The sequence below is a fragment of the Streptomyces sp. NPDC001270 genome (assembly GCF_042896695.1).
Lineage (GTDB): Bacteria > Actinomycetota > Actinomycetes > Streptomycetales > Streptomycetaceae > Streptomyces.
Genome location: NZ_JBIAXM010000014.1, coordinates 211070 through 235392, shown reverse-complemented (window position 1 = coordinate 235392; position 24323 = coordinate 211070). Strand labels below are relative to the sequence as shown.

At 70.0% G+C, this 24323-nt stretch carries 19 protein-coding genes; 10 read left to right on the top strand and 9 right to left on the bottom strand.

The features are described from left to right. Window positions 1-693 precede the first annotated feature (693 nt). Complete coding sequence (locus tag ACFY2B_RS24560) at window positions 694-1641, top strand: hypothetical protein (RefSeq protein WP_390765219.1); 948 nt, start codon at window positions 694-696, stop codon at window positions 1639-1641. Window positions 1642-1676: 35 nt separating this feature from the next. On the opposite strand, the gene ACFY2B_RS24555 is transcribed toward ACFY2B_RS24560, so the two are convergent. Continuing rightward, window positions 1677-2102, bottom strand: coding sequence for a Rieske (2Fe-2S) protein (locus ACFY2B_RS24555; protein ID WP_390765218.1), 426 nt, complete (start codon window positions 2100-2102; stop codon window positions 1677-1679). Between the two features lie 286 nt (window positions 2103-2388). Here ACFY2B_RS24555 and ACFY2B_RS24550 point away from each other — a divergent pair, with 286 nt between their 5' ends. Continuing rightward, window positions 2389-3513, top strand: coding sequence for a LacI family DNA-binding transcriptional regulator (locus ACFY2B_RS24550; protein ID WP_390765217.1), 1125 nt, complete (start codon window positions 2389-2391; stop codon window positions 3511-3513). Then, on the top strand, window positions 3510-4421 hold the full coding sequence (locus ACFY2B_RS24545) for a carbohydrate kinase (protein WP_390765216.1): 912 nt from the start codon (window positions 3510-3512) through the stop codon (window positions 4419-4421). Before ACFY2B_RS24550 ends, ACFY2B_RS24545 begins: the two co-directional genes overlap by 4 nt. 228 nt (window positions 4422-4649) lie before the next feature. On the opposite strand, the gene uvrA is transcribed toward ACFY2B_RS24545, so the two are convergent. After that, window positions 4650-7688 (bottom strand): excinuclease ABC subunit UvrA, encoded by a 3039-nt coding sequence (uvrA, locus tag ACFY2B_RS24540; RefSeq protein ID WP_390765215.1) that lies wholly within the window; start codon window positions 7686-7688, stop codon window positions 4650-4652. A 224-nt stretch (window positions 7689-7912) separates the two neighbouring features. Here uvrA and ACFY2B_RS24535 point away from each other — a divergent pair, with 224 nt between their 5' ends. The 5 genes from ACFY2B_RS24535 to ACFY2B_RS24515 all read left to right on the top strand — a co-directional run bounded on the left by ACFY2B_RS24535 (window position 7913) and on the right by ACFY2B_RS24515 (window position 12433). Continuing rightward, on the top strand, window positions 7913-8602 hold the full coding sequence (locus ACFY2B_RS24535; RefSeq protein ID WP_390765214.1) for a maleylpyruvate isomerase family mycothiol-dependent enzyme: 690 nt from the start codon (window positions 7913-7915) through the stop codon (window positions 8600-8602). A gap of 46 nt (window positions 8603-8648) precedes the next feature. Then, on the top strand, window positions 8649-9305 hold the full coding sequence (locus tag ACFY2B_RS24530) for an MBL fold metallo-hydrolase (protein ID WP_390765213.1): 657 nt from the start codon (window positions 8649-8651) through the stop codon (window positions 9303-9305). Window positions 9306-9864: 559 nt separating this feature from the next. Beyond that, window positions 9865-10746, top strand: coding sequence for an ABC transporter substrate-binding protein (locus ACFY2B_RS24525; protein WP_390765212.1), 882 nt, complete (start codon window positions 9865-9867; stop codon window positions 10744-10746). Beyond that, the gene (locus ACFY2B_RS24520; protein WP_390765211.1) at window positions 10743-11669 is read left to right on the top strand and encodes an amino acid ABC transporter permease; all 927 of its coding nucleotides are present in this window, start codon (window positions 10743-10745) and stop codon (window positions 11667-11669) included. Before ACFY2B_RS24525 ends, ACFY2B_RS24520 begins: the two co-directional genes overlap by 4 nt. Then, complete coding sequence (locus tag ACFY2B_RS24515; RefSeq protein WP_390765210.1) at window positions 11666-12433, top strand: amino acid ABC transporter ATP-binding protein; 768 nt, start codon at window positions 11666-11668, stop codon at window positions 12431-12433. Before ACFY2B_RS24520 ends, ACFY2B_RS24515 begins: the two co-directional genes overlap by 4 nt. 141 nt (window positions 12434-12574) lie before the next feature. On the opposite strand, the gene aroQ is transcribed toward ACFY2B_RS24515, so the two are convergent. Continuing rightward, complete coding sequence (gene aroQ, locus ACFY2B_RS24510) at window positions 12575-13048, bottom strand: type II 3-dehydroquinate dehydratase (protein ID WP_390765209.1); 474 nt, start codon at window positions 13046-13048, stop codon at window positions 12575-12577. A gap of 100 nt (window positions 13049-13148) precedes the next feature. Here aroQ and ACFY2B_RS24505 point away from each other — a divergent pair, with 100 nt between their 5' ends. Both ACFY2B_RS24505 and ACFY2B_RS24500 read left to right on the top strand, forming a co-directional pair. Continuing rightward, complete coding sequence (locus ACFY2B_RS24505; protein WP_390765208.1) at window positions 13149-14195, top strand: S66 peptidase family protein; 1047 nt, start codon at window positions 13149-13151, stop codon at window positions 14193-14195. Window positions 14196-14288: 93 nt separating this feature from the next. Beyond that, window positions 14289-15560, top strand: a complete 1272-nt coding sequence (locus ACFY2B_RS24500) for an MFS transporter (protein WP_390765207.1) — start codon at window positions 14289-14291, stop codon at window positions 15558-15560. On the opposite strand, the gene ACFY2B_RS24495 is transcribed toward ACFY2B_RS24500, so the two are convergent. The 6 genes from ACFY2B_RS24495 to ACFY2B_RS24470 form a co-directional block, all read right to left on the bottom strand. Beyond that, window positions 15550-16647, bottom strand: a complete 1098-nt coding sequence (locus ACFY2B_RS24495) for a calcium:proton antiporter (protein WP_390765206.1) — start codon at window positions 16645-16647, stop codon at window positions 15550-15552. The two genes, ACFY2B_RS24500 and ACFY2B_RS24495, sit on opposite strands and share 11 nt — an antisense overlap. Window positions 16648-16926: 279 nt before the next feature. After that, window positions 16927-17925, bottom strand: a complete 999-nt coding sequence (locus ACFY2B_RS24490) for a TerC/Alx family metal homeostasis membrane protein (protein ID WP_390765205.1) — start codon at window positions 17923-17925, stop codon at window positions 16927-16929. Window positions 17926-18147: 222 nt separating this feature from the next. After that, complete coding sequence (locus ACFY2B_RS24485) at window positions 18148-20160, bottom strand: TerD family protein (protein WP_390765204.1); 2013 nt, start codon at window positions 20158-20160, stop codon at window positions 18148-18150. Window positions 20161-20214: 54 nt separating this feature from the next. Next, window positions 20215-20793, bottom strand: coding sequence for a TerD family protein (locus tag ACFY2B_RS24480; protein WP_376532413.1), 579 nt, complete (start codon window positions 20791-20793; stop codon window positions 20215-20217). 157 nt (window positions 20794-20950) lie between these two features. Continuing rightward, window positions 20951-23095 (bottom strand): excinuclease ABC subunit UvrB, encoded by a 2145-nt coding sequence (gene uvrB / locus ACFY2B_RS24475; RefSeq protein WP_390765203.1) that lies wholly within the window; start codon window positions 23093-23095, stop codon window positions 20951-20953. 40 nt (window positions 23096-23135) lie between these two features. Further along, complete coding sequence (locus tag ACFY2B_RS24470; RefSeq protein ID WP_390765202.1) at window positions 23136-24026, bottom strand: MHYT domain-containing protein; 891 nt, start codon at window positions 24024-24026, stop codon at window positions 23136-23138. Window positions 24027-24323 lie beyond the last annotated feature (297 nt).

Here is a 24323-nt window from a genome sequence, read left to right as displayed (position 1 = left end):
GTCTCTGATCGACGAGCATGCTCTGCCGCGGGGCCGCGCCCACACGCCTCCGGGCACCCCTCCGCGTCGGGCGGCCCCACCATCCGCCCACGCGGCGCCGCCGGCCGGGGGCCGGGGGCCGGGGGCCGGGGGCCGGGGGCCGGGGGCCGGGGGCCGGGGGCCGGGGGCGGCGAACGCCCTCGCGACTCGTCAGTCACGTACGGAGGTCGATCGCGGGGATCCGGCACCACGGAGCCCCGACCGCGTCGTCGCCCGTCGGCGCCGTCTCGCCATTCCAGGGGAACCCGCACACCAGAGCCCAGACCCCCGTGACTCCGGTCCCCGGTCCCCGGTCCCTGCCTTCTGTCCCCGCCTCCGCCTCCGGTGATCCTTGCACTCGGACGGCGTGCGCCCAGCACCGCCATTCGAACGGGACGACGCGCGATCAGGGCCGCCGCCCACACGAGACGTGCGCGCAGCCCGGGCCACCGTCCGAGGGCCGCGATTGCCCCCACGCCGACGCCGAGGTGTCGCCAAGTGGTTGTCGGGGATTGGTCAACACGCTTCAATGCGGTGGAACTCGGGGGCGTGAACGACGGCGTACGGATACACGAGCGCCCTGGGGCCCGCCCCGGTGACCACCCCGAAGACCCTGAAGACCCACGTGAACGGTCTGACCAGCCGTAGCGAACCTTCACAGAAAGGCCCCTGTGCATGCTGCACGGCACACAGCACGCGGACCTCGCCAGCGAAGAACTGGACACGGCCCTGCGGGGCGGCCCCTTCCATGTTGCGCTGCGCGCCGCGATCGCCGCCCGCGGCCTGCCGCTCCAGCGCGTCCAGCACCACCTGTCGCGGCACGGGGTCAAGGTCGGTGTGACGAGCCTGAGTTACTGGCAACAGGGCGCCCGACGCCCCCAGCGCCCGGAGTCGCTACGGGCCGTGCGCGCGCTGGAGGAGATACTCAAACTGCCTGAGGAGTCTTTGATCCGGCTGCTCGCCGAGACCGACGACGGTTCGGCCACCGGGCGCCCCGCAGCCCGCTCGTACCGCTCCCAGATCGAGGCATCCGGCGTCCTTGACCGCCTCCGGGGCGAGCTGGGCTGGACCCTCGACGGTGGGCTGCAGGCCCTGGGCCACCACGACCGGGTCCGGGTCGGCGCACGCCGAGAACTGGCTGCCCGCGAGTCGCACCACATCGTGCGGGCGCACCAGGACGGGGTCGACCGGTTCGTGGCCGTACACCACGGCGACCCGGGCTGCGTACCTGACCGGATGACGGTGCACGCCCTGGAGAACTGCCGGACGGGACGCGTCCGTCGGGACCAGGAGACCGGCGTCCTGGTCGCCGAACTGCTCTTCGGCACCCGGTTGCGTTCTGGTGACACCTTCCTTTTCCGGTACGGCGTCGAGGACGGCACCGCCGGGACCTCGCACGAGTACACGGGCGATTTCGCCTTTCCCGGCGGCCAGTACGCTCTCCAGGTGCGGTTCGACGCGGGCGCGCTCCCGGCCCAGTGCCACCGCTTCACCCAGCACTCCGCCGCGGCGCCGCGCAGCGGACGGCAGGACTTGTCGCTCAGCGGGGTGCACCACTCGGTGCACCTGGTCGAGCCCCGGACACGGCCGGGCATCGTCGGGATCAGCTGGGACTGGGAATGAGCCGGCCGTCCCGACCCGGCCGCCCGGTCCCTTGATCAGGCGCCGGGCCCTGCGATGAGCTTGCCGCCGGACACCTTCACCGGCAGTTCGGGAAGCGGCTCGGTGGCCGGGGAATGCAGCACCTTGCCCGTCAGGGCGTCGAACTCGCTCCCGTGGCAGGGGCAGATCAATTTCGTCCCCTCCAGCTTGTTGATGGGGCACTGCGCATGCGTACAGATCGTGCTGTGGGCCTTGAACGTCCCCTGTGCGTCCTTGCTGACCACGACGTTGTGATCCCGGTACAGCCGAGCGCCACCCTCGGCGACCTCGCTTTCGGCACCGAGTTCGACCGGCGCGGTGGGCGCCGCGTCCGTCGTCCCGGCGCCGGAGACCGAACAGGCGGCGAGCCCGAGCCCGGCGGCCGGAAGGGCGGCTGCTCCTCGAAGGACGGTACGTCGGCTCGCGGAGGGTCGGTCGGGCATGGGGATCTCCACTGGATCAGAGGGTGGTGCGGGAGTGACCCTATCCGTCGGGAGCCCCCGGGGCCGCACTCCGGGTGACGGGACCCCGGGACCCGGGACGACAGCCGACAGCCGACAGCCGACAGCCGACAGCCGACAGCCGACAGCCGACAGCCGACAGCCGACAGCCGACAGCCGACAGCCGATGATGCACCCACGTAAACGCTTACGCAAGCGTTTACGCGCACCGCCCAATTGAGATACCTTCCCGCCAGAGGGTCCGCCACGGTGCCGGGGAGGAAGCGCGATGCCCACGATGGCCGATGTGGCACGGAGCGCCGGAGTCTCCGTGGCGACCGTCTCCCACGTCCTGAACGGCACGCGCCCGGTGCTGCCGCACACCCGTCAAGCGGTGCTGGACGCGATCGACCTGCTCGGCTACACGCCCAACACGCTCGCCCGCTCGCTGGTGACCTCCCGGACCCGCTCCATCGGGATCGCGGTGTCGGCGATCAGCAACCCCTATTTCACGGAGATCCTGCAGGGTGTCGAAGCCGGTGCCCTGGCGGAGGGCTACAGCCTGCTGATCGCCGACCCCCACGACGACCCACAGCACGAACTCAAGGCCGTCCGGTTGCTTCATGAGCGCCGCGTGGACGGCGTGATCGTCGCCCCGTCCGCCGAGCCGCGCGACCTCGTCGCCTACCTGGGCCGGCACGCCGTACCCACCGTCTTCCTGGACCGGCTGGTGGACGAACATCTCGACGGGTCCTCCGTCGACCCGCCGCCCTTCGACCAGGTCTGCGCCGAAGGCGCCGAGCCCATGGCCCAGGTCGTCGCCCATCTGGCCGGGCTCGGTCATCGCCGGATCGGCCTGGTCGCCGGGCTGCCCGGGCTCAGCACCACCGGCGACCGGATCACCGGCTACCGGCACGGCCTCGCCACGGCCGGTCTGCCCCATGACGCACGCCTCGTGGCGCACGGCAACTCCGAGTCGGCCGGCGCCGAGCGCGCGACGGCGGCGCTACTGGCTCTCGCCGCTCCGCCCACGGCACTGGTCACCGCCAACAACGCGATGACCATCGGCGCCCTGCAGACCCTGCGCGCCCGCGGCCTGCGGGTGCCGGACGACATCGCCCTGTGCTGCTTCGACGACTTCGTCTGGGCCGACCTGTTCTCGCCCCGGCTCACCGCGGTCGCTCAGCCCAGCAGGGAGATCGGTGCACAGGCCGTCCGGGTGCTGCTGGACCGTCTGGCCACACCGGACCGCCCCGCGCGGACGATCCGGCTCCCCTGCGCCGTCGTGCACCGTACGTCGTGCGGCTGCCCGGAGCCCTCCACGTGGCCGTGGCCGCTGGAGCCCCCTCAGCAACCACAGCCATCCCAGCAACCGGATTACCCCGAGCACTCTCGGAAAGGAAGCGTCTCGTGATCGTCGTCGCCGGTGAGGCCCTGATCGACCTGGTACCGCAGGGCTCGGGTGCCCTGGCGGACCTGAAGCCGGCGCTCGGCGGCGGCCCCTACAACACGGCCGTGGCCCTCGGCCGCCTCGGCTCCCCGGCCGCCTTCTGCTCCCGCGCCTCGTACGACGCGTTCGGCGAGGCTCTGCTCGACGGGCTGCGCGGGGCCGGTGTGGAGGTCTCGGGCGTACAGCGCGGCACGGAGCCGACAACGCTTGCGGTCGCCACCGTCGACGGAAGCGGATCGGCCTCCTATTCCTTCTATGTCGAGGGCACCGCCGACCGCTTCTTCGTGGCCCCGACCGCCCTCCCGACCGCGGCACGCGCCGTGTCCTTCGGTACCTGCTCGCTCGTCCTGGAACCGGGGGCGAGCGCCTATGAGGAGCTGATGCGGTCCGCTTCCGGGCAGGGACTGTTCACCACGCTCGACCCGAACATCCGCACCGGCCTGATCCCGGACCCGGACGCCTACCGGGTCCGCTTCCGGAGCTGGCTGCCCTACGTGACGCTGTTGAAGCTCTCGGAGGAGGACGCCGGGTGGCTGGGCGGCGGCCCGCAGGAGTGGCTGGCCGCCGGACCGTCGGCCGTGGTGGTCACCCGGGGCGGCGACGGGCTGACCGCCTTCACCCGGGACGGCTCGGAGTACTCCGTGCCGGGTGAGAAGGTCGACGTCGTCGACACGATCGGTGCCGGCGACACGGTGAACGCCGCCCTGCTGCACGGCCTGTCCGCGTGGGACGCCCTCTCTCCCGAGGGGCTTGCCGGTCTGGGGGCGGACGGCTGGACACGGCTGCTGCGGTTGGCGGCACGTGCGGCGGCGATCACGTGCTCGCGTGCGGGGGCGGAGCCGCCGTACGCCGCCGAACTGGGGGAGCTGTAGAGCGCGGCGGAGGCAGGGGCAGCGGCTGCGCGTCATTGAGGGCTGTTGTCTCGGTGTTGTTGTCAAGGATCGGCTGGGCCCGAGGTTCATGGCACCGGTGAAGCCGCAGGGCCAGGCTGGTTGTTGATGGAACGAGTGGTGCCCCGCGGGAAGTTCCCGCGGGGCACCACTTTTTGAGGACTTGTCAGGAACTGGCCGTCACCTGGACGACGGCGGCCGGACGCATGCTCATTCCTTGTGCGTCCGGGTCGCCTTCTTCGCGGGAGCCGCTTTCTTGGTGACTCCGGCGGCCTTCTTCGTCGCCGTGTTGTTGGCGGTCTTCGCCGTCCTGGCCATGGCCGTCTTCTTCGCGGTCGATTTGGCCGCCACGGTCTTCTTGGCCGCGGCCCGCCGCGGTGCCGGAAGCGGGGCCGCGTCGCTGATGCGGTCCGCGCCGAGGATCTCGCGCAGGAACTTGCCGGTGTGGCTCGTGGGCACCCCGGCGACCGCTTCCGGTGTGCCTTCGGCGACGACGAGTCCGCCGCCGGCACCGCCCTCCGGGCCCATGTCGACGACCCAGTCAGCGGTCTTGATCACGTCGAGGTTGTGCTCGATGACGATGACCGTGTTGCCCTTCTCGACCAGACCGGAGAGGACCTTGAGCAGCTTGCTGATGTCCTCGAAGTGCAGACCGGTGGTCGGTTCGTCCAGGACATAGACCGTGCGTCCGGTGGAGCGGCGCTGGAGTTCGCTGGCGAGCTTGACACGCTGCGCCTCACCGCCGGACAGGGTGGTCGCGGACTGGCCCAGCCGGACGTAGCCGAGGCCGACGTCGTGCAGGGTCCTGAGATGGCGGGCGATCGCGGGGACGGCCTCGAAGAAGTCGAGGGCCTCCTCGATCGGCATGTTCAGGACCTCGGCGATGGACTTGCCCTTGTAGTGGACCTCCAGGGTCTCCCGGTTGTACCTGGCACCGTGGCAGACCTCGCACGGCACGTACACGTCCGGGAGGAAGTTCATCTCGATCTTGATCGTGCCGTCGCCCGCGCAGTTCTCGCAACGGCCGCCCTTGACGTTGAAGGAGAAGCGGCCGGGCTGGTAACCGCGGACCTTCGCCTCGGTCGTCTCGGCGAACAACTTGCGGACGTGGTCGAAGACGCCGGTGTAGGTCGCCGGGTTGGACCGCGGGGTCCGGCCGATGGGTGACTGGTCGACGTGTACGACCTTGTCGACGAGGTCGTCGCCGTCCACGCGCGTGTGCCGGCCCGGCACGTTGCGCGCACCGTTCAGCTCACGGGCCAGGTGGGTGTAGAGGATGTCGTTGACCAGGGTCGACTTGCCAGAGCCGGACACGCCCGTGACGGCCGTGAACACGCCCAGCGGGAAGGACACGTCGATGTCCTGGAGGTTGTTCTCCCGGGCGCCGTGCACCGTGAGCCGGCGGGACGGGTCCTGCGGACGCCGGACATCGGGCAGCGGGATGGACTTCTTGCCCGCCAGGTACTGACCGGTCTGCGACTCGTCGTTGGCGAGCAGTTCCTTCAGGGAGCCGCTGTGCACGACCTTGCCGCCGTGCTCGCCCGCGCCGGGACCGATGTCTACGACCCAGTCGGCGACCTTGATGGTGTCCTCGTCGTGCTCGACGACGATGAGCGTGTTGCCCATGTCGCGCAGCCGGACCAGGGTCTCGATCAGCCGGTGGTTGTCACGCTGGTGCAGGCCGATCGACGGTTCGTCGAGGACGTACAGGACGCCGACCAGTCCGGAGCCGATCTGGGTGGCCAGGCGGATGCGCTGGGCCTCGCCGCCGGAGAGCGTGCCCGCGGCGCGGTTCAGCGAAAGGTAGTCCAGGCCGACGTCGACCAGGAATCGCAGCCGTTCGTTGACCTCCTTCAGCACCCGCTCGGCGATCTTCTTGTCGCGGGCGTTCAGCGTCAGCTCGCCCAGGAAGTCCGCGCAGTCGCTGATCGACATCGCGGAGACCTCGGCGATCGACTTCCCCATGATCGTGACCGCGAGGACGATCGGCTTGAGGCGCGTGCCCTCACAGGTGGGGCAGGGCACCTCGCGCATGTAGCCCTCGAAGCGCTCCCGGCTCGCGTCGCTCTCGGCCTCGCTGTGCCGGCGCTTGACGAAGGGGACGGCCCCTTCGAAGGGCGTGGTGTACACGCGCTCGCGCCCGTAGCGGTTGCGGTAGCGCACCTCGATCTGCGTCTTGTGGCCGTACAGCAGGGCCTTGCGCGCGCGCTGCGGGAGGCCGGCGAAGGGGATGTCGGTGCGGAACCCCAGTGCGTCCGCCAGGGCGCCGACCAGGCGGCCGAAGTAGTCCTTGGTGTGCCCGTGCGACCAGGGGTGAATGGCGCCCTCGTCGAGGGACTTGTCCTCGTCCGGGACGATCAGCTCCGGATCGACCTCCATGCGCGTGCCGATGCCGGTGCATTCGGGGCAGGCGCCGAAGGGCGAGTTGAAGGAGAAGGAGCGGGGCTCCAGTTCCTCGAAGGACAGGTCGTCGTAGGGGCAGTACAGGTGCTCCGAGTACATGCGCTCGCGCTCCGGGTCGTCCTCGGGGAGGTCGACGAAGTCGAGCACGACCATGCCGCCGGCCAGGCCGAGGGCGGTCTCCACGGAGTCGGTGAGGCGGCGCTTGGCGGAGTCCTTCACCGTCAGGCGGTCGACGACCACCTCGATGGTGTGCTTCTCCTGCTTCTTCAGCACCGGCGGGTCGGAGAGCTGGATGGTCTCGCCGTCCACGCGGGCGCGGCTGTAGCCCTTGGTCTGGAGATCGGCGAAGAGGTCGACGAACTCCCCCTTGCGCTCGCGCACCAGGGGCGAGAGCACCTGGAAGCGGCTCCCCTCCGGCAGTTCCAGGACCTTGTCGACGATGGCCTGGGGCGACTGGCGCGAGATGGGGCGGCCGCACTCGGGGCAGTGCGGCTTGCCGATGCGCGCGAAGAGCAGCCGCAGGTAGTCGTAGACCTCGGTGATGGTGCCGACCGTGGAGCGGGGGTTGCGCGAGGTCGACTTCTGGTCGATCGAGACCGCCGGGGAGAGGCCCTCGATGAAGTCGACATCCGGCTTGTCCATCTGCCCGAGGAACTGCCGGGCGTAAGAAGACAGCGACTCCACGTAGCGCCGCTGCCCCTCGGCGAAAATGGTGTCGAAGGCCAGCGAGGACTTGCCCGACCCCGACAGGCCCGTGAAGACGATGAGCGAGTCGCGCGGCAGGTCGAGCGAGACATTCTTCAGGTTGTGCTCGCGCGCGCCACGGACGATGAGACGGTCGGCCACGCCGGTCCGCACCTTTCTTCAGAGAAGTGACAGGGGCCGGAACCCCCGTGCTTCTTCAGACTAGGGGGAGCCACTGACAACGCCGGTCGGATCCCAGGTTGCATAACAATCCCCGGCCATCCAGCATGCCCGACGCCGCTCCCGACGATATAGCACGCACATTCGATTTGCGGTACCAGCTCACAACCTTCACCCGAAGGAGTGGCCGGGCTAGGGTCGGTCTCATGACTGATCACGTCTACGACCTGGCGTCTGTACGTACCGCGTCCGAACGGCTCCTCACCGCAGTCGCCGCTCTTGACAACGCGGCCGTGGCCGAGTCGTCACGGCTGCCCGGCTGGACCCGTGGCCACATCCTGGCCCATCTCGCCCGCAACGCGGACGCGCTCGTGAACGTGCTGGAGGGGCGGCCCATGTACGTCTCCGCCGAGGCCCGTGACGCCGACATCGAGCGCGACGCCCCGCGTCCCCTCGACGCCCAGCTCGCCGATTTCGGCAAGAGCGCCTCCCGCTTCCAGGACGCGGCTGCCGTGCCCGCGGACTGGTCGCGGACGGTGGAGCTGCGCAACGGGGTCGTCGACTCGGCGTCCCGGGTGCCGTTCCGGCGCTGGGCCGAGGTCGAGCTGCACCATGTGGACCTCGGGATCGGGTACGAGCTGGAAGACGTTCCGATGGAGTTCACGGCCCGCGAGATCGACTTCCTGACAGAGCGCTTCCGTGGTCACCCGGAGGTGCCCACCACGCGCATCGGCGACGGTGAGGGCCGGGCCTGGACCACCGGCGGCGGCGCCGAGGGCGGTCCGGTCGCCGTCGAAGGTCCGGCCGCCGACCTGCTCGGCTGGCTCGCCGGACGGCGCGACGGCGCCGCGCTGAGGGCCGAGGGCGGCTCGCTGCCCGCGCTGCCTCCGCTGTAGGCCGGGCGGGGTTCTCGGGCCGCCTCCCCGCTATAGGGTGACGGCCATGACGTACAGGGGAGAGGTGACGGTCGGCGGACCGGCGGACGTGCACGAGCTCAAGGACCTGATGATCACCAAGATCGCGGTCGGGCCGATGGACAACAACGCCTATCTGCTGCGCTGCCGGGCCACGGACGAGCAGTTGCTGATCGACGCCGCCAACGACGCGGAGACGCTGCTCGGCATGATCGGTGACGACGGCATCGCCTCCGTCGTCACCACGCACCAGCACGGCGACCACTGGCAGGCCCTCGGCCGGGTCGTGACGGCCACGGGCGCGCGGACGTTCGCGGGGCGCGAGGACGCCTCCGGCATCCCGGTACCGACCGACGTCCTGGTCGACGACGGCGATGTCGTCCGGGTGGGGCAGGTCAAGTTGACCGCGCGCCATCTGGTGGGGCACACGCCGGGTTCGATCGCGCTGGTCTACGACGACCCGCATGGTCACCCGCACGTCTTCACCGGGGACTGCCTCTTCCCGGGCGGTGTGGGCAACACGCGCAAGGACCCCGCGGCGTTCGCCAGTCTGATCCACGACGTCGAGACGAAGATCTTCGACGTGCTGCCGGACGAGACCTGGGTCTACCCGGGCCATGGCAACGACACCACGCTGGGTGCGGAACGGCCGCATCTTCCGGAGTGGCACGCGCGCGGGTGGTGACCCGCCCGGCGGGATGACGGAAATCCAGCCCCAGGAACGACCGGAATCGGTGGGCCCTGGACCGGCGGAGGCGCGGGCGCGGGCGCGGGGAAGATACCGGGAAGCGGCGGAGGCGTGCGACCGGCGCGGACTCGACGCTGTGCATGCCCCGCGCACGCGCCTGCCGCAAGCGCACAGCGCGCGATCCCCGGCTCCGCATCCGGCGCGCATCCGGCACGCACGCCCCGCGTGAATTCGCAGCGCGCGCCCCGTGTGAACCCTTCACACACACCGACTCCCTTTGCGCGCTCCCGAAGCGCGCCGATGCGCGGTCAACTGGAAGCAGCCCCGCGCAGGATGACGGCTCCTGAGCGGTACGGGCCGTCGGCCACTTCCATCCCGCCCTCGGCCGGCGGCCCAGGCCGCGGGCGCCCAGGAGACGGACGTCCGGGCCTCGGACGTCCAGGCGGCGGCTGACGGTCACGGGCGGCGTTCACACGTCGGCAACACCCGTTCCCAGCATGCGGACAATGACCGTCATGACCTCGACAAACGTGCCGTTCGCTGCCACTCTCCCGCCATGTACCTTGCCCCTCGTGCACTGTACGGCGCCGTCGCCGCCGCTTCAGCCCTGCTGGTCACCGCCGTCGGCTGCGCCCCGCAGCCGGAGGGCGAGGCGGCCACCACGCCGTCCGGTTCTTCCGGAGCCGCCTGCGCCAAGGGCGAGTTGGACACCGAGAAACCCGGCAAACTGACCGTCGCGACGGACGAACCCGCCTACGAGCCGTGGTTCAAGGACGACGAGCCCGCCAACGGGAAGGGCTTCGAGTCGGCGGTCGCCTACGCGGTGGCGCGGCAACTCGGCTACGACCGCAATGCCGTCGTCTGGCAGAGGGTTCCCTTCAACAAGGCATTCGCGCCCGGGGCGAAGACCTTCGACTTCGACATCAACCAGGTGTCCATCAGCGCCGAGCGCACCAAGGCCGTGGACTTCTCCTCCGGCTACTACGACGTGCGCCAGGCCGTCGTCGCGCTCAAGGGCTCGACGGCCGCGAAGGCGACCGGCATCGCCGGTCTGAAGGGCCTGAAGCTGGGCGCCCAGGTGGGATCCACCAGCCTCGACTACATCACCGACGTGGTGCGGCCGAAGCAGGAACCGGCCGTGTACGCCAAGAACGACCAGGCCAAGTCCGCGCTGAAGAACGGTCAGGTCGACGCCGTCGTCACCGACCTGCCGACCGCCTTCTACATCACGGCCGCCGAGATCACGAATGCCGAGATTGTCGGCCAGTTCGAGAACCAGGGCGATACGCCCGAGCAGTTCGGCCTTGCCCTCGACAAGGGCAGCGCGCTGACCCCGTGCGTGACCCAGGCCGTCGACGTGCTGCGCGAGAACGGCACGCTCGCCGCGATCGAGACGCAGTGGCTGTCCGACGCGGTCGACGCACCGGTGCTCAAGTGACCGTCCCGAACGACCGGTCCGGCCGGGAGGACGCGGACGACGACCGCTCCGGTGGCGGCACGGATGCCGCCGCCAACGCCTACGTCCCTTCACAGCGGCGGCTCGACCGTGAGCGCCACAAGCGGGTCCGGGCGCGGCGCGCCACGGCCGTCGCGGCACTGTCGACGCTGGCCACGGGTGCCGTCCTGTATCTGATCGTCGTCAACGCGCCCGGCTGGCCGCGCACCAAGGAGACGTTCTTCGACGGGCAGTACGCGCGCGAGGCGTTCCCCAAGGTCCTCGAAGGGCTGTGGCTGAACGTCCGGCTGCTGCTCGTCTGCGGCGTCGCCGTCCTGGTCCTCGGCATGCTGATCGCCGTCGCGCGTACGCTGCGCGGCCCGGTGTTCTTCCCGTTGCGGGTACTGGCCGCCGCGTACACCGATTTCTTCCGCGGGCTGCCGCTGATCATCAATCTGATGATCGTGGTGCTCGGCGTCCCTGCGCTGCGCCTCCAAGGCGTGACGGTCGACCCGGTCCTGCTGGGCGGTACGGCGCTGACACTGACGTATTCGGCGTACGTCGCCGAGGTGTTCCGCGCCGGCATCGAGTCCGTGCACCCCTCGCAGCGGGCCGCCGCCCGCTCGCTCGGTCTCACCAACCGGCAGGCGCTGCGCCACGTGGTGCTGCCGCAGGCCGTGCGCCGCCAGGTACCGCCGCTGCTCAACGATCTCGTGTCGCTCCAGAAGGACACCGGTCTCGTCTCCATCGGCGGCGCGGTGGACGCCGTGCGGGCCGCGGACATCATCGTGGGCCGCAGCCTGAACTACACGCCGTACATCGTCGCGGGACTGCTCTTCGTCGCGCTGACCATTCCGATGACCCGCTTCACGGACTGGGTGACGGCCCGGATGGACCGGCAGCGGACCCAGGGAGGCACGATATGAGCACATCGCCGACGGACGGCTCCCCCGTGCTGCGGATGGAGTCCGTCCGCAAGACCTTCGGCGGCTCGGTCGTCCTGCGGGACGTGGACCTGGAGGTCGCCCCGCACACCGTGACGGCGCTGATCGGCACCTCCGGCTCCGGCAAGTCCACGCTGCTGCGCTGCGCCAACCTCTTGGAGGAGATCGACGACGGGGCGATCTGGCTGGACGGCGAGGAGATCACCGACCCCCGGGTCGACCAGGACGCGGTACGGCGCCGGATCGGCGTGGTCTTCCAGGCGTACAACCTCTTTCCGCATATGACGGTGCTGGACAACATCACGCTCGCGCCACGCCGGGTGCACGGGGTGTCGCGCGCGGAGGCGGAGGAGCGCGCCGGAGAGCTGCTGGAGCGGCTCGGTCTGGGCGACAAGGCGCGGGCGTACCCGGACCGGCTGAGCGGCGGCCAGCAACAGCGCGTGGCGATCGTTCGCGCCCTGGCGGTGCGTCCACGGCTGCTGCTGCTCGACGAGATCACCGCGGCCCTCGATCCCGAACTGGTGGGCGAGGTGCTCACCGTGGTCCGGGACCTGAAGGACGACGGGATGACGATGGTGCTCGCGACGCACGAGATGGGCTTCGCCCGGGACGTGGCCGACCAGGTCTGTTTTCTGGACGGAGGTGTCGTGCTGGAGCGGGGCACCGCCGAGCAGGTCTTCGAGGACCCGCGGCAGGAGCGCACCCGGCGTTTCCTGCGGCGGATCGTGGAGGCGGGCCGCCTTTGATCCTTCGGCCTTCTTCAGGACACCGGTCGCCTTGAGAGACGGCTTCGGAACACCGGTCGGTGTCCTCAAGGAATCGGTGTCCGCCAAGAAGGAGACGGTCCGAGTTTTCGACCGTATTAAGACGCCGGCCGGCTTTCAAACCTATGCGTCGGCCTGTGCCGCGCCCGCCAGCGCGACGACCCGCTCCACGCCGAACACGTACCCCTGTACGCCGCACCCGGCGATGACGCCGTCCGCACGCAGGGAGACGTACGAGTGGTGACGGAACGATTCGCGCTTGTGGATGTTGGAGATGTGGACCTCCACCACGGGCAGGCCGTCGCAGGCGTTGAGCGCGTCCAGGATCGCGATGGACGTGTGCGAGTAGGCAGCCGGGTTGATGACGATCCCGCAGTGGCCGAGCCGGGCCTCGTGGATCCAGTCGACCAGTTCGCCCTCGTGGTTGGACTGCCGGAAGTCCACCGTGCCGCCGTGCGCCCCCGCGGCCTTGGCACACAGGGCCTCGATGTCGGCCAGCGTGTCGGAGCCGTAGATCTCGGGCTGGCGCCGGCCAAGAAGGTTCAGATTGGGCCCGTTGAGGATCATGATCGGGGCGTTGGCCAGGGTGCGGGGCACGGTTCCTCCGGTCCGTCGGGGTGGGCGGTGCGACGGCGACCGCCGCTCGGACCGGTTTATCACGGTGCGCCCGCGCCGCTGCCGGCCCTACTCTCGCGGCATGCCCACCATCGCGTACCCCCCGAAGCCCTCGCCCGGCGACCGCATCGCGGTGGTCTCGCCCTCGGCCGGCCTCCCGGGGCTGTTCCCGCGCCCGTTCGAGCTGGGGCTGGAACGGCTGCGTGAGGACTACGGACTTGAGCCGGTCGAGTATCCGACGACCCGGAAGATGGGCGCGACGCCCCAGGAGCGGGCCGACGACATCCACGCCGCCTTCGCCGACCCGGACATCAGGGCGGTCATCGCCTCAATCGGCGGCGACGACCAGATCACCGTGCTTCCGCTGCTGGACCGGGAACTGATCCGGGCTCACCCGAAGCCGTTCTTCGGGATGAGCGACAACACCAACCTGCTCATGTTCCTGTACAACACCGGGATCGTCGGCTACCACGGGGCAACGGTGATGTGCGAGCTGGGCCGGCCCGGCGCCATGCACCCGCAGACCGCGGAGTCCCTGAGGGCCGCGCTGTTCACGTCCGGGGCGTACGAGCTGCGGCCCGCCGAGCGCTGGACGGATGTCAACGGCGACTGGGCCGACCCGGCCACCTTCGACGCGGAGCCGGCCACCCGTCCCGGCACCGGATGGACGTGGCTGAACGCCGGTCAGGTGGTCGAGGGCCGCGGCTGGGGCGGGAACCTGGAGATCCTGGGCTGGCTGCTGATGGCCGACCGGGAGATCGCGCACGACCTCTCGGAGTACGACGGCGGGGTGCTGCTCCTGGAGACCTCCGAGGACCTGCCCAGCGGCACGGAGGTGTTCCGCACCCTGCGGAACTTCGGCGAGCGCGGTCTGCTGCAACGGTTCTCCGCCCTGCTGATGGGCCGCGCCAGAGCCTGGTCGTTGCAGCGGCCCAACAGCCCGCAGGAGGCGGCGCGTCATGTCGCGGAACAGCGCGAGGCTGTGTGCCGTGCGCTGCGGGCGTACGCCCCGGACATGCCGGTCGTCTTCGACGTCGACTTCGGCCACACCGACCCTCAGTTCGTGCTCCCTCATGGAGGAATGATTCGCGTCGACGGCCCGGCCCGGCGCATCACAGTCACCTACTGACGCACGCCTCACCTCCGCGCGCCCCCGTAACCGCCTGTCACTGTGGGTAGTTGACGCGGCATGCACGATGTACGCACCGTCAAGGCACCTTCCATGCTGCGGCTCGCTGCCGCCTCACTCGTCGGGAGCGCGATCGAGTTCTACGACTTCTTCGTCTACGGGACGGCGGCGGCCCTCGTCATCGGCCCGCTGTTCTTCCCTACGTTCTCGCCGCTGGCGGGCACGCTGGCGGCCTTCGCGACGTTCGGCGTCGGGTTCGTGGCCCGGCCGTTGGGATCCGTGCTGTTCGGGCACATGGGAGACCGTCGGGGCCGGCGGCCGGTCCTCATCCTCTCGCTGCTGCTCACCGGCGTGTCGACGGTCGCGGTGGGATGTCTGCCGACCTACTCGACGATCGGGGTGGCCGCTCCGGTGCTGCTGCTCCTGCTGCGCTTCCTGCAGGGGCTGGGGCTCGGCGGGGAGTGGGGCGGGGCAGTACTGCTGACCGCGGAGCACGCACCGCCCGAGCGGCGCGTCCTGTGGTCGAGTTTTCCCCAGGTGGGACCCTCGCTGGGCTTCACACTCGCCAACGGCGTGATGCTCGCGCTGTCGACGTCGCTGTCCGATGCCCAGTTCGCGCAATGGGGCTGGCGAGTGCCGTTCTGGGGTGCCGGGCTGCTCGCCCTGGGGGGACTGTGGCTGCGGTCGTCACTCGCCGAAAGCCCCCGGTTCCTGGACATCGAGGAGCACGCGCGCGTACCGCTCCTCGACGTCTTCCGGCACCACTGGCGGCTGGTCCTGCTGACGGCGGGGGCGCTCGCGGTGGGGTACGCCGTGTTCTACGCCGTGACCACGTGGTCCCTCGCCTACGGGACGGAGCGGCTCGGGGTGAGCAGTACCGTCATGCTGACCTGCGTCATGGCCGCCGTGGTGGTCAAGGGGGCGCTGACCCCCCTGATGGCCCTGCTCGGCGACCGCTACGGGCGGCGGTCCATGTGCCTGACCGGATGCGCCGCCGCCGCCCTGTGGATGTTTCCCATGGTCGCGCTCCTGGCCACCGGCGAGCCGCTGCTCATCTTCCTCGCCTTCCTCGGCGCGCTGGTCGCGTTCATCACCATGTTCGCGGTGATCGCCGCCTACCTGCCGGAGTTGTACGAGGCCCGGCTGCGCTGCACCGGAGCCGCGGTGGGCTACAACCTCGGCGGTGTCCTCGGGGGTGCGCTCACGCCGATCGTGGCGACTGCGCTCGCCGAGAACTCGGGACGCGTGCCCTGGGGCGTGGGCGCCTATCTGACCGGGGTGGCACTGCTCAGCCTCGGGTGCTTCGCCCTGCTGCCGGAGACCCGTCCGGTGCCCGCGGCGGCGGCCGAGCCGGTCACGGGTTGATCGCCAGTTCCAGATACGCCGCGAACAGCACCAGGTGCACCCCGCCCTGCAGGGGCGTGGCCCGGCCCGGCACGACGGTCAGGGAGCTGACGACCACGGTCAGGGCGAGCAACAGCATGTGGGTGGCACCGAGGCCGAGGAGCAGCGGTCCGGAGAGCCAGACGGAGGCGAGGGCGACGGCCGGGATGGTCAGCCCGATGCTGGCCATCGCCGAGCCGAGGGCGAGGTTGAGGCTGGTCTGCACCCGGTCGCGACGGGCGGAGCGGAGCGCGGCGATGGTCTCGGGAAGCAGTACGAGCAGTGCGATGATCACGCCGACGACGGCGTGGTGCAGGCCGGCGGCCGCCACACCGGACTCGATGGTCGGTGACACGCCCTTGGCGAGACCGACCACGCCGACCAGGGCCAGGCCCAGAAAGCCGAGGCTGGTCCGGGCCGTGCGCACCGAGGGCGCCTCCGCATGGTCTTCCGCGGAGATCACCTCGCCGTGGCGGGTGATCGGCAGGAAGTAGTCACGGTGCCGGACGGTCTGCGTGGCCACGAACAGTCCGTAGAGAATCAGCGAGGAAAGTGCCGCGAAGGTCAGTTGCACACCGGAGAACTCGGGGCCCGGTCTGCTGGTGGTGAAGGTCGGCAGCACCAGGCTGAGGGTCGCCAGGGTCGCGACCGTGGCAAGGGCGGCACCGGTGCCCTCCGGGTTGAAGACTGCGGTGCCGTGGCGCAGTGAACCGACGAGGAGGGAGAGGCCCACCACTCCGTTACAGGTGATCATCACCGCGGCGAAGACGGTGTCCCGGGCCAGCGTTGAACTCTTGTCACCACCGTCGACCATGAGGGTGACGATCAGGGCGACCTCGATGATCGTGACGGCGACAGCGAGGACCAGGGAGCCGAAGGGTTCGCCCACCCGGTGGGCGACCACCTCGGCGTGGTGCACGGCCGCCAGGACGGACCCGGCGAGGACCACGGTCATCAGCGCGACGAGCACGCCGGGCAGACTGCGGCCCCAGGTGAGGACGAGCAGGACGACCGCGAGCACCGGCACGAGGAACGTCCACTGAGTGAGCGACCTGAGCCGAGAGATCATGCGGCGATGGTTGCAGAGGCGTACAGGGTTCGCATTCCGGTCCTTTCCTGCGCAAAGCCGACTCTGTAGGTCGTGGGGTGCGGGAGCGCGGCTCGGCCCCGCAGGTTCGGGGTGTCCGGCGCGTCGGCCTGAACCTGTCCGGTCTCCCGTGGGCGGGCAGGGAGCCTCACCAGCGGGCGCGGCTCCGGCAGCGGGCAGCGGGCAGCGGGCGTGACGCGCCGCCCGCCGCCTCCGGTTCTTTCCGCGTTCACCGAGGTCGGAGCCCGGCGTTCACACCGGTCATGCGTCGATGCTGTTCTTCGATCCTTCGCCGGGCGATTTCGCCGCCGCGGGTGCCGACTGTCTCCTGGTCGCCATCAGGCTGGTGATCGTGGTGACGATCAGGACACCGCAGATCACGGCGAGCGAGACCGGGATGCTGATCTCCGGGACGTGCACCCCGGACTCGTGCAGGGCGTGCAGCACCAGCTTGACGCCGATGAAGCCGAGGATGGCGGACAGGCCGTAGGAGAGGTGGACCAGCTTCTTCAGCAGCCCGCCGATGAGGAAGTACAGCTGACGGAGCCCCATCAGAGCGAAGGCGTTGGCGGCGAAGACGATGTACGGGTCCTGCGTCAGACCGAAGATCGCGGGGATGGAGTCCAGCGCGAACAGCACGTCGGTCGTACCGATCGCGAGCATCACGACGAGCATCGGCGTCATGACGCGCTTGCCGTTCTGCTGGATCCACAGCTTGGTGCCGTGGTAGCGGTCGGCCACGCCGAATCTGCGCTCGACTGCTTTGAGCAGCTTGTTCTCCTCGTACTCCTCCTCTTCCTCCCCCGCCATGGCCTCCTGGATCAGCTTCCAGGCGGTCCAGATCAGGAAGGCACCGAAGAGGAAGAAGACCCAGGAGAAGCTCGCGATGATCGCGGCCCCGGCCGCAATGAAGACGGCCCGCAGGACCAGGGCTATGAGGACACCGACGAGCAGTACCCGCTGCTGGTACTGCGAGGGCACCGCGAACTTCGCCATGATCAGGACGAAGACGAAGAGGTTGTCGACGCTCAGCGATTTCTCGGTGATGAAGCCCGCGAAGAACTCGCCGGCCGGCTGTCCGCCGGCGAAGACGAGCAGGCCGAGCCCGAAGAGTCCGGCCAGGGCGATCCAGACCACCGTCCAGATGCCCGCTTCCTTGATCGACACGTCGTGGGGTTTGCGGCCGATGAAGAAGTCGACCGAGATCAGGGCGGCGAGCCCCGCGATGGTCAGGACCCACAGGGCCACGGATACATCCACTGCGCCTCCGATACGTGAACGGCAAAGAGTCAGCGTGGTCGCTGTCGGAGGTCTCTTCCACCCGGGTTGGGCCGACGCCCCGGGATCTGGTCCGATCCGTATTGACGGGTACGCCGCAGCAGACAGGGAGTACTCCCCTCCGTACGGAAAACAGTACCCCAATCACCAAGTAAAGGTAAAGCGATTGGCAAAAGATTGATCAAATTGCCTGGTCAGAGGGCTTTACTTGATCTTGGTTCGGGCGATGGCCACCTGGGTGAGCACATGGTCGAGCACCTGACTGCCGGGTGGGACGAGCGACGGCTCATACGTCCAGGCATGACCGACCCAGGGGTCGGCAAGGTGATCGTCGGGCACCGGCGTGAGTCGCATCAGCGAACGCCACAGCGGATCCAGCAAAGGGCCGTAGGCGGTGGCGTCCTGACGGTCCGCGACCATCAGCAGGTGGACACCGACCGACGGACCCTCATCGGCGAGGTAGCGCAACGCCGTGACGGCCCGGTCGTCGAATCCGTGCGGAAAGTCGTTGACGATCAGCAGGTGCTGGGCGGCGTCGAGGCCCGGCGGCAGCGCATCGGCGGCGCCCCCACGCAGCGCCATCTGCACCAGGTCGACGCGCTGGGCGAGTTGACCCAGGACCTGCGTCACGCCCGCCGCACCGGCGGCGGGCGGATCGGCCGGCACACCGGCCCGAACCAGCGGTGCGAGAGTCCGGGCTGCCGAACCCGCCGGATCGATCACGTGGACGGCGACCTCGCCCGCGGGATGCGCGGCGAGCATCCGGGCCGCGACCGCCACCGCCGCCTCCATCGCCCGCTGCCGCAGCTCGGTGGCGTCCAGGAACAAGCTCTCCCCCGGCACGGCCCCGCTGTCGATCCACACGCCCCGCTCCAGGGGCAGGCGGACCAGCAACGGTATGCGCAGCGCCGGGCTCTCCGGCAGATGGAGGTCGCCCAGCCTCAGGGCCATCGGGGACTCCGTAGGTACCCGGTAGCCGTGCCAGACGGGGTTGTCCCAACGGGCGTACGCCGGCGGGAGCGCGGGTTCGACGACCTCGGCCTCGGCGGTGAGCTGGGCCAGGTCACGGTCGAGGGCCGCCGCGGCCTGGTCGACGAGCTGAGCACGCTTGGCACGGGCCGCCTCCCGCGCGGCGTCACCGGCCGAGCCGAGTCTGCTGCGCGGGTCGGCGAGGATCTGGTCCAGCTCCTTCTCCATCCGAAAGTCCGCGAAGTCGACCGCGCTGCGGTAGGCGGCCGTCGTCCGGGCCAGATCCTCGAACATGCCCCAGACCTGGTTGTACAGCCGCTCCTCCAGGGACCAGCCGGCCGCGTCGCCGGCGATCGGTGGTGCGGGCGAGCCCGGCGGAACGGGCGGCGCCTGCCGTGGAGGCGGGGGTGGCGTCGCGTGTCTTCGGTCCGGGTGGGTGTAGTCGATCGGGCCGCCGCCGTCCGCAGGCGGCTGCGCCGCGCCCGTCGTTCCGCCTTCGTGCCGGTAATCCCCCGGCCCGCCCGGCGCCGGGCGGGCGCTCGGTGCCTCGTACGGATGGGCGGGGCGCGGCGCGGCCGGTCCGGTGGCGGCCCGGGACGCGGAGCCCGGCTGGTCGGTGCCGGCCGCGGGCGCCGATGCCCGGCGGGTGCGATCGCCGTCCGCCGGGCGCGGCGGCGGTGCCGCGACCGACCGGGCCGAACCCCGGGCCACCGCCTCCTGGATGCCGCTCGCGAGTTCGTCGGCCCGGGGTACGCCCAGATCGGTGAAGAGCGCGGCGAGGCCGCCCGCGTACCCCTGTCCGACGGCGCGCACCTTCCAGGCGCCCTGTCTGCGGTACAGCTCCAGCGCGACGACGGCCGACTCGGCGTCCAGGCCGGTCAGGGTGTAGCGGGCGATCTCCGTGCCGTCGAGGCCGGTGACCGCCGCTCTCGGGGCGGTGACGCCGCCGAAGCGCAGCGGCCCACCCACGCCGGACGGCAGGGCGAGCAGCACGCTGACCCGGTGCACAGCCTCGGGAACGGCCGCCAGGTCCACGGCGAACCGGTGGTCGGCGGCAGCCTGACGGGACACCTCGATGCCCGGCAGCGTGGGCGCGCCCAGGTGGGCGACACCCCCGTCGCCGCGCACCCGGCCGTTCACGTCGCCGAGCACGGCGCCCGCCATGACCGGAACCCCTGCCGAGACCCGGATCTCGAGCCGGGCCCGGGACAGCGGGTGATTCTGCCCCCGCACCAGTTCGGCCGTCATCGCCTTCCCCCTGTGTCCTGGTGTCGTGCGCCGCTCTCCGCTGCCGCGGTCGTCCTACAGATGCGTCTGGATCGTCGGCATCAGGTCCTGGAAGGTACGGCCGTTGGCCGGGGTGCCGAGGGCGGTCATCGTCCAGCCCCCGCCGGAACGGTGCACCTTGGCCATGATCTGCGCGGTGTAGGCGCCGCCGCCGGCCAGCGTGTAGCGGGCGAGTTCCTGGCCGTTGGTCTCGTCGACGAGGCGGCAGAACGCGTTCTGCACTTCCTGGAAGGTCTGGCCCGTGAAGGAGTTCACCGTGAAGACGATCTGATCGATGTGGACGGGCACTCGTTGCAGGTCGACGAGGATCGATTCGTCGTCGCCACCCTGGCCGGCACCGCCGACGAGGTTGTCGCCGGTGTGCCGCACCGAACCGTCGTCGCTCACCAGGTGGCGGAAGAAGACGACGTCGACGGGCTCCTGGCCGGCGAACAGCACGGCGGAGGCGTCCAGGTCGATCTCCCGGGTACGCGAACCGAACAGGCCACGCCGCGGGGCCGCCTGCCAGCCGAGTCCCATCCGCACCGCCGCGAGAGTGCCCCCGTCCTTCTTCTCCAGGCTGATGGCCTGTCCCTTGCTCAAGTTGACGGTCACGGCTGTTTCCCCTCTCGGCGTTCCCCTGCTGCCGCGGTACCCGCGGTTGACCAGAACCCTATGCAGCGCCACTGACAGTGCCGAACCCCGGTCCGCGCTTTGTGTCGGTGTTGCAACACTCTGCACCCATACCGGGGTTCGGGACCCGTCTCGGCGCTCAGGCCAGCCCCGCCTCCCGCATCTGGCGCAGTTCCTTCTTCATCTCGGAGACCTCGTCACGCAGCCGGGCCGCGATCTCGAACTGCAGGTCCGCGGCGGCGGCCCGCATGCGCTCCGTCATCTCCTCGATCTGCTCGGCGAGTTCGGCGGCCGGGCGGTCCGTCGGCACCGTCTCCTTGGCCTTGCCCTTGCCCTTGGCCGACTTGGCGCCCTTGGCCGCCTTGTCGCCGAGCGAGGGGACCGGGGCCTTGGCACCTCTGCCGTCCTTCGCCTTGCGGTAGCCGGTGCCGAGCAGTTGCTCGGTGTCGACCTCTTCCCGGGCGATCTGCGCGACGATGTCGTTGATCTTCTTGCGCAGCGGCTGCGGGTCGATGCCGTTGGCCGTGTTGTAGGCGATCTGCTTCTCCCGGCGCCTGTTGGTCTCGTCGATGGCCCGCTCCATCGCCGGGGTGACCTTGTCCGCGTACATATGGACCTGGCCGGAGACGTTGCGTGCCGCGCGGCCGATGGTCTGGATCAGCGATGTACCGGAGCGCAGGAAGCCCTCCTTGTCGGCGTCGAGGATCGCCACGAGGGACACCTCGGGCAGGTCGAGCCCTTCACGCAGCAGGTTGATGCCGACCAGGACGTCGAACTCGCCGGAGCGCAGTTCACGCAGCAGCTCCACGCGGCGCAGGGTGTCGACGTCACTGTGCAGGTAGCGAACCTGGATGCCCAGTTCCAGGAAGTAGTCCGTGAGGTCCTCGGCCATCTTCTTGGTGAGCGTGGTGACCAGAACGCGTTCGTCCTTCTCGGTGCGCCGGCGGATCTCGTGCACCAGGTCGTCGATCTGGCCCTCGGTGGGCTTGACGACGACCTCCGGGTCGATGAGGCCGGTGGGGCGGATGATCTGCTCGACGACGCCGTCGGCTCGCGACAGCTCGTACTTGCCCGGGGTGGCGGACAGGTAGACGGTCTGGTCGATCCGCTCCTGGAACTCCTCCCACTTCAGGGGCCGGTTGTCCAGGGCGGACGGCAGCCGGAAGCCGTGGTCGACGAGGGTGCGCTTGCGGGACGCGTCGCCCTCGTACATGGCGCCGATCTGCGGGACGGTGTTGTGCGACTCGTCGATGACGAGGAGGAAGTCGTCCGGGAAGTAGTCGAGCAGGGTGTTGGGCGGCGAGCCGGGCAGGCGGCCGTCGAAGTGCATCGAGTAGTTCTCCACACCGGAGCAGCTGCCGATCTGGCGGAGCATCTCGATGTCGTACCCAGTGCGCATCCGCAGGCGCTGGGCTTCCAGGAGCTTGCCCTGCTTCTCCAGCTCGGCGAGACGCTCGGCCAGTTCCTTCTCGATGTCGTTGACGGCCCGCTCCATGCGCTCGGGCCCCGCGATGTAGTGGGACGCCGGGAAGACGTACAGCTGCTCGTCGTCGCTGATGATCTCTCCGGTGAGGGGGTGGAGCGTGGACAGTGCCTCGATCTCGTCGCCGAACATCTCGATGCGGACGGCGAGTTCCTCGTACACAGGGAAGATCTCGATGGTGTCGCCGCGGACGCGGAAGGTACCGCGGGTGAACGCCAGGTCGTTGCGCGTGTACTGGATGTCCACGAAGCGGCGCAGCAGCTCGTCGCGGTCGATCTCGTCGCCCACCTTGAGGGGGACCATCCGGTCCACGTACTCCTGGGGCGTACCGAGGCCGTAGATGCAGGAGACCGAGGCGACCACGACGACGTCGCGGCGGGTGAGCAGCGAGTTGGTGGCGGAGTGCCGCAGGCGCTCCACCTCCTCGTTGATCGAGGAGTCCTTCTCGATGTAAGTGTCCGACTGCGGGACGTATGCCTCGGGCTGGTAGTAGTCGTAGTACGAGACGAAGTACTCGACCGCGTTGTTCGGGAGCAGCTCGCGGAACTCGTTGGCCAGCTGCGCGGCCAGCGTCTTGTTCGGCGCCATCACCAGCGTGGGGCGCTGGAGCTGCTCGATCATCCACGCCGTGGTGGCTGACTTGCCGGTGCCGGTCGCGCCCAGCAGGACGACGTCCTTCTCACCTGCCTCGATGCGCTTGGCCAGCTCGGCGATGGCCGTCGGCTGGTCGCCGCTGGGCCGGTAGGGGCTGACGACCTCGAAGGGCGCCACCGTGCGTTCGATGTGGGAAACGGGCCGCATGTCATCCACCGTACGACCCCGCACTGACAACGGGCTCCGCTCACCGGTTCTGCGGGGTGCGTGAGCCGTGGTGGTGCGCTGGGTGAGCCCCCTGGCCGATCCGCGGCGGACCGGCCGTGACCTCCGGGCGGCGGCGCGGGTGCGGGGCGACGGCGGCGGCCGGGATGCCCGGTTTGCGCTCCTGCGGGGCCTGGACGGGCCTGCCCGCGATCATCAGCGGGTCGAAGATCACGACGGCGCCGGCGAGGACGAGGAAGACGAGGGGGCCGATCAGCATGGGCGCGAGCGTGGCGGCGGGCGAGGAGTCGCCGGTGGCGGCCGCGGTGCCGTGCAGATGGACGGTGAGGGCGGCCATTCCGGTGTAGTGCATGCCGCTGACCGCGAGCCCCATGACGAGGCTCGCGCCCACGCTCCACAGGAAACCGCGGGTCTGTCCCGCCGCCCACAGCGCGGCCGTGGCGGCCACGACCGCTATCACCACGGAGGCGACGACGGTGAAGGTGCTGTACGTCAGTCTTCCGTCCAGGCGTATGCCCGCCATGCCGAGGTAGTGCATCGAGGCGACGCCCAACCCGGTGATCGTTCCGCCGGTGAACAGTGCCGTTCCGGTGGCCCCGCGGTAGCCGACGATGAAGATGCCGACGCCCACCATGACGATGGCGATGCCGAGGCTCGCGAAGGTGATCGGTATGTCGAAGCCGACCGGCGCCTCCGCCACGGTGAACCCCATCATGGCGACGAAGTGCATGGTCCAGATGCCGGAGCCGATGGCGGCCGAGCCCAGGGCGAGCCAGGCGGGCCGCCTGGAGTGCGACACCAGCGGGGACCTGGCGGTGCAGCGCAGTCCGAGCGCGGCACCGAGGCAGGCCATCACGAAGCCCACCAACGGGGTGACGGCCCCGTAACTGAATTCCTCGACCGTGCCCTGCATGCCCGGCTGCCCTCCCGCCCTCTTGAGTCCCGGAATACCCGAACCGTGCCCCCGTCCCAGGACCGCGCGGGCGATCAGGGTTTCGCAGAGAGTATGACCCCCATCGGAACGGTCGAACGATTTTCCGGCAAAGAAACACGCCCTTGCCCCACTTGTGCGGCATCAGTGAGCGCCCGCGGGCAACTCCGTTCAAACTGTGCTCATCGCGTACCCCGTCACCACCTACTCTGTGCTGTCCGTCCGATGCTTTCCGTACTCGGAGCCGTTCGTGCTCATCCGCATTCACCCGACTTCGCA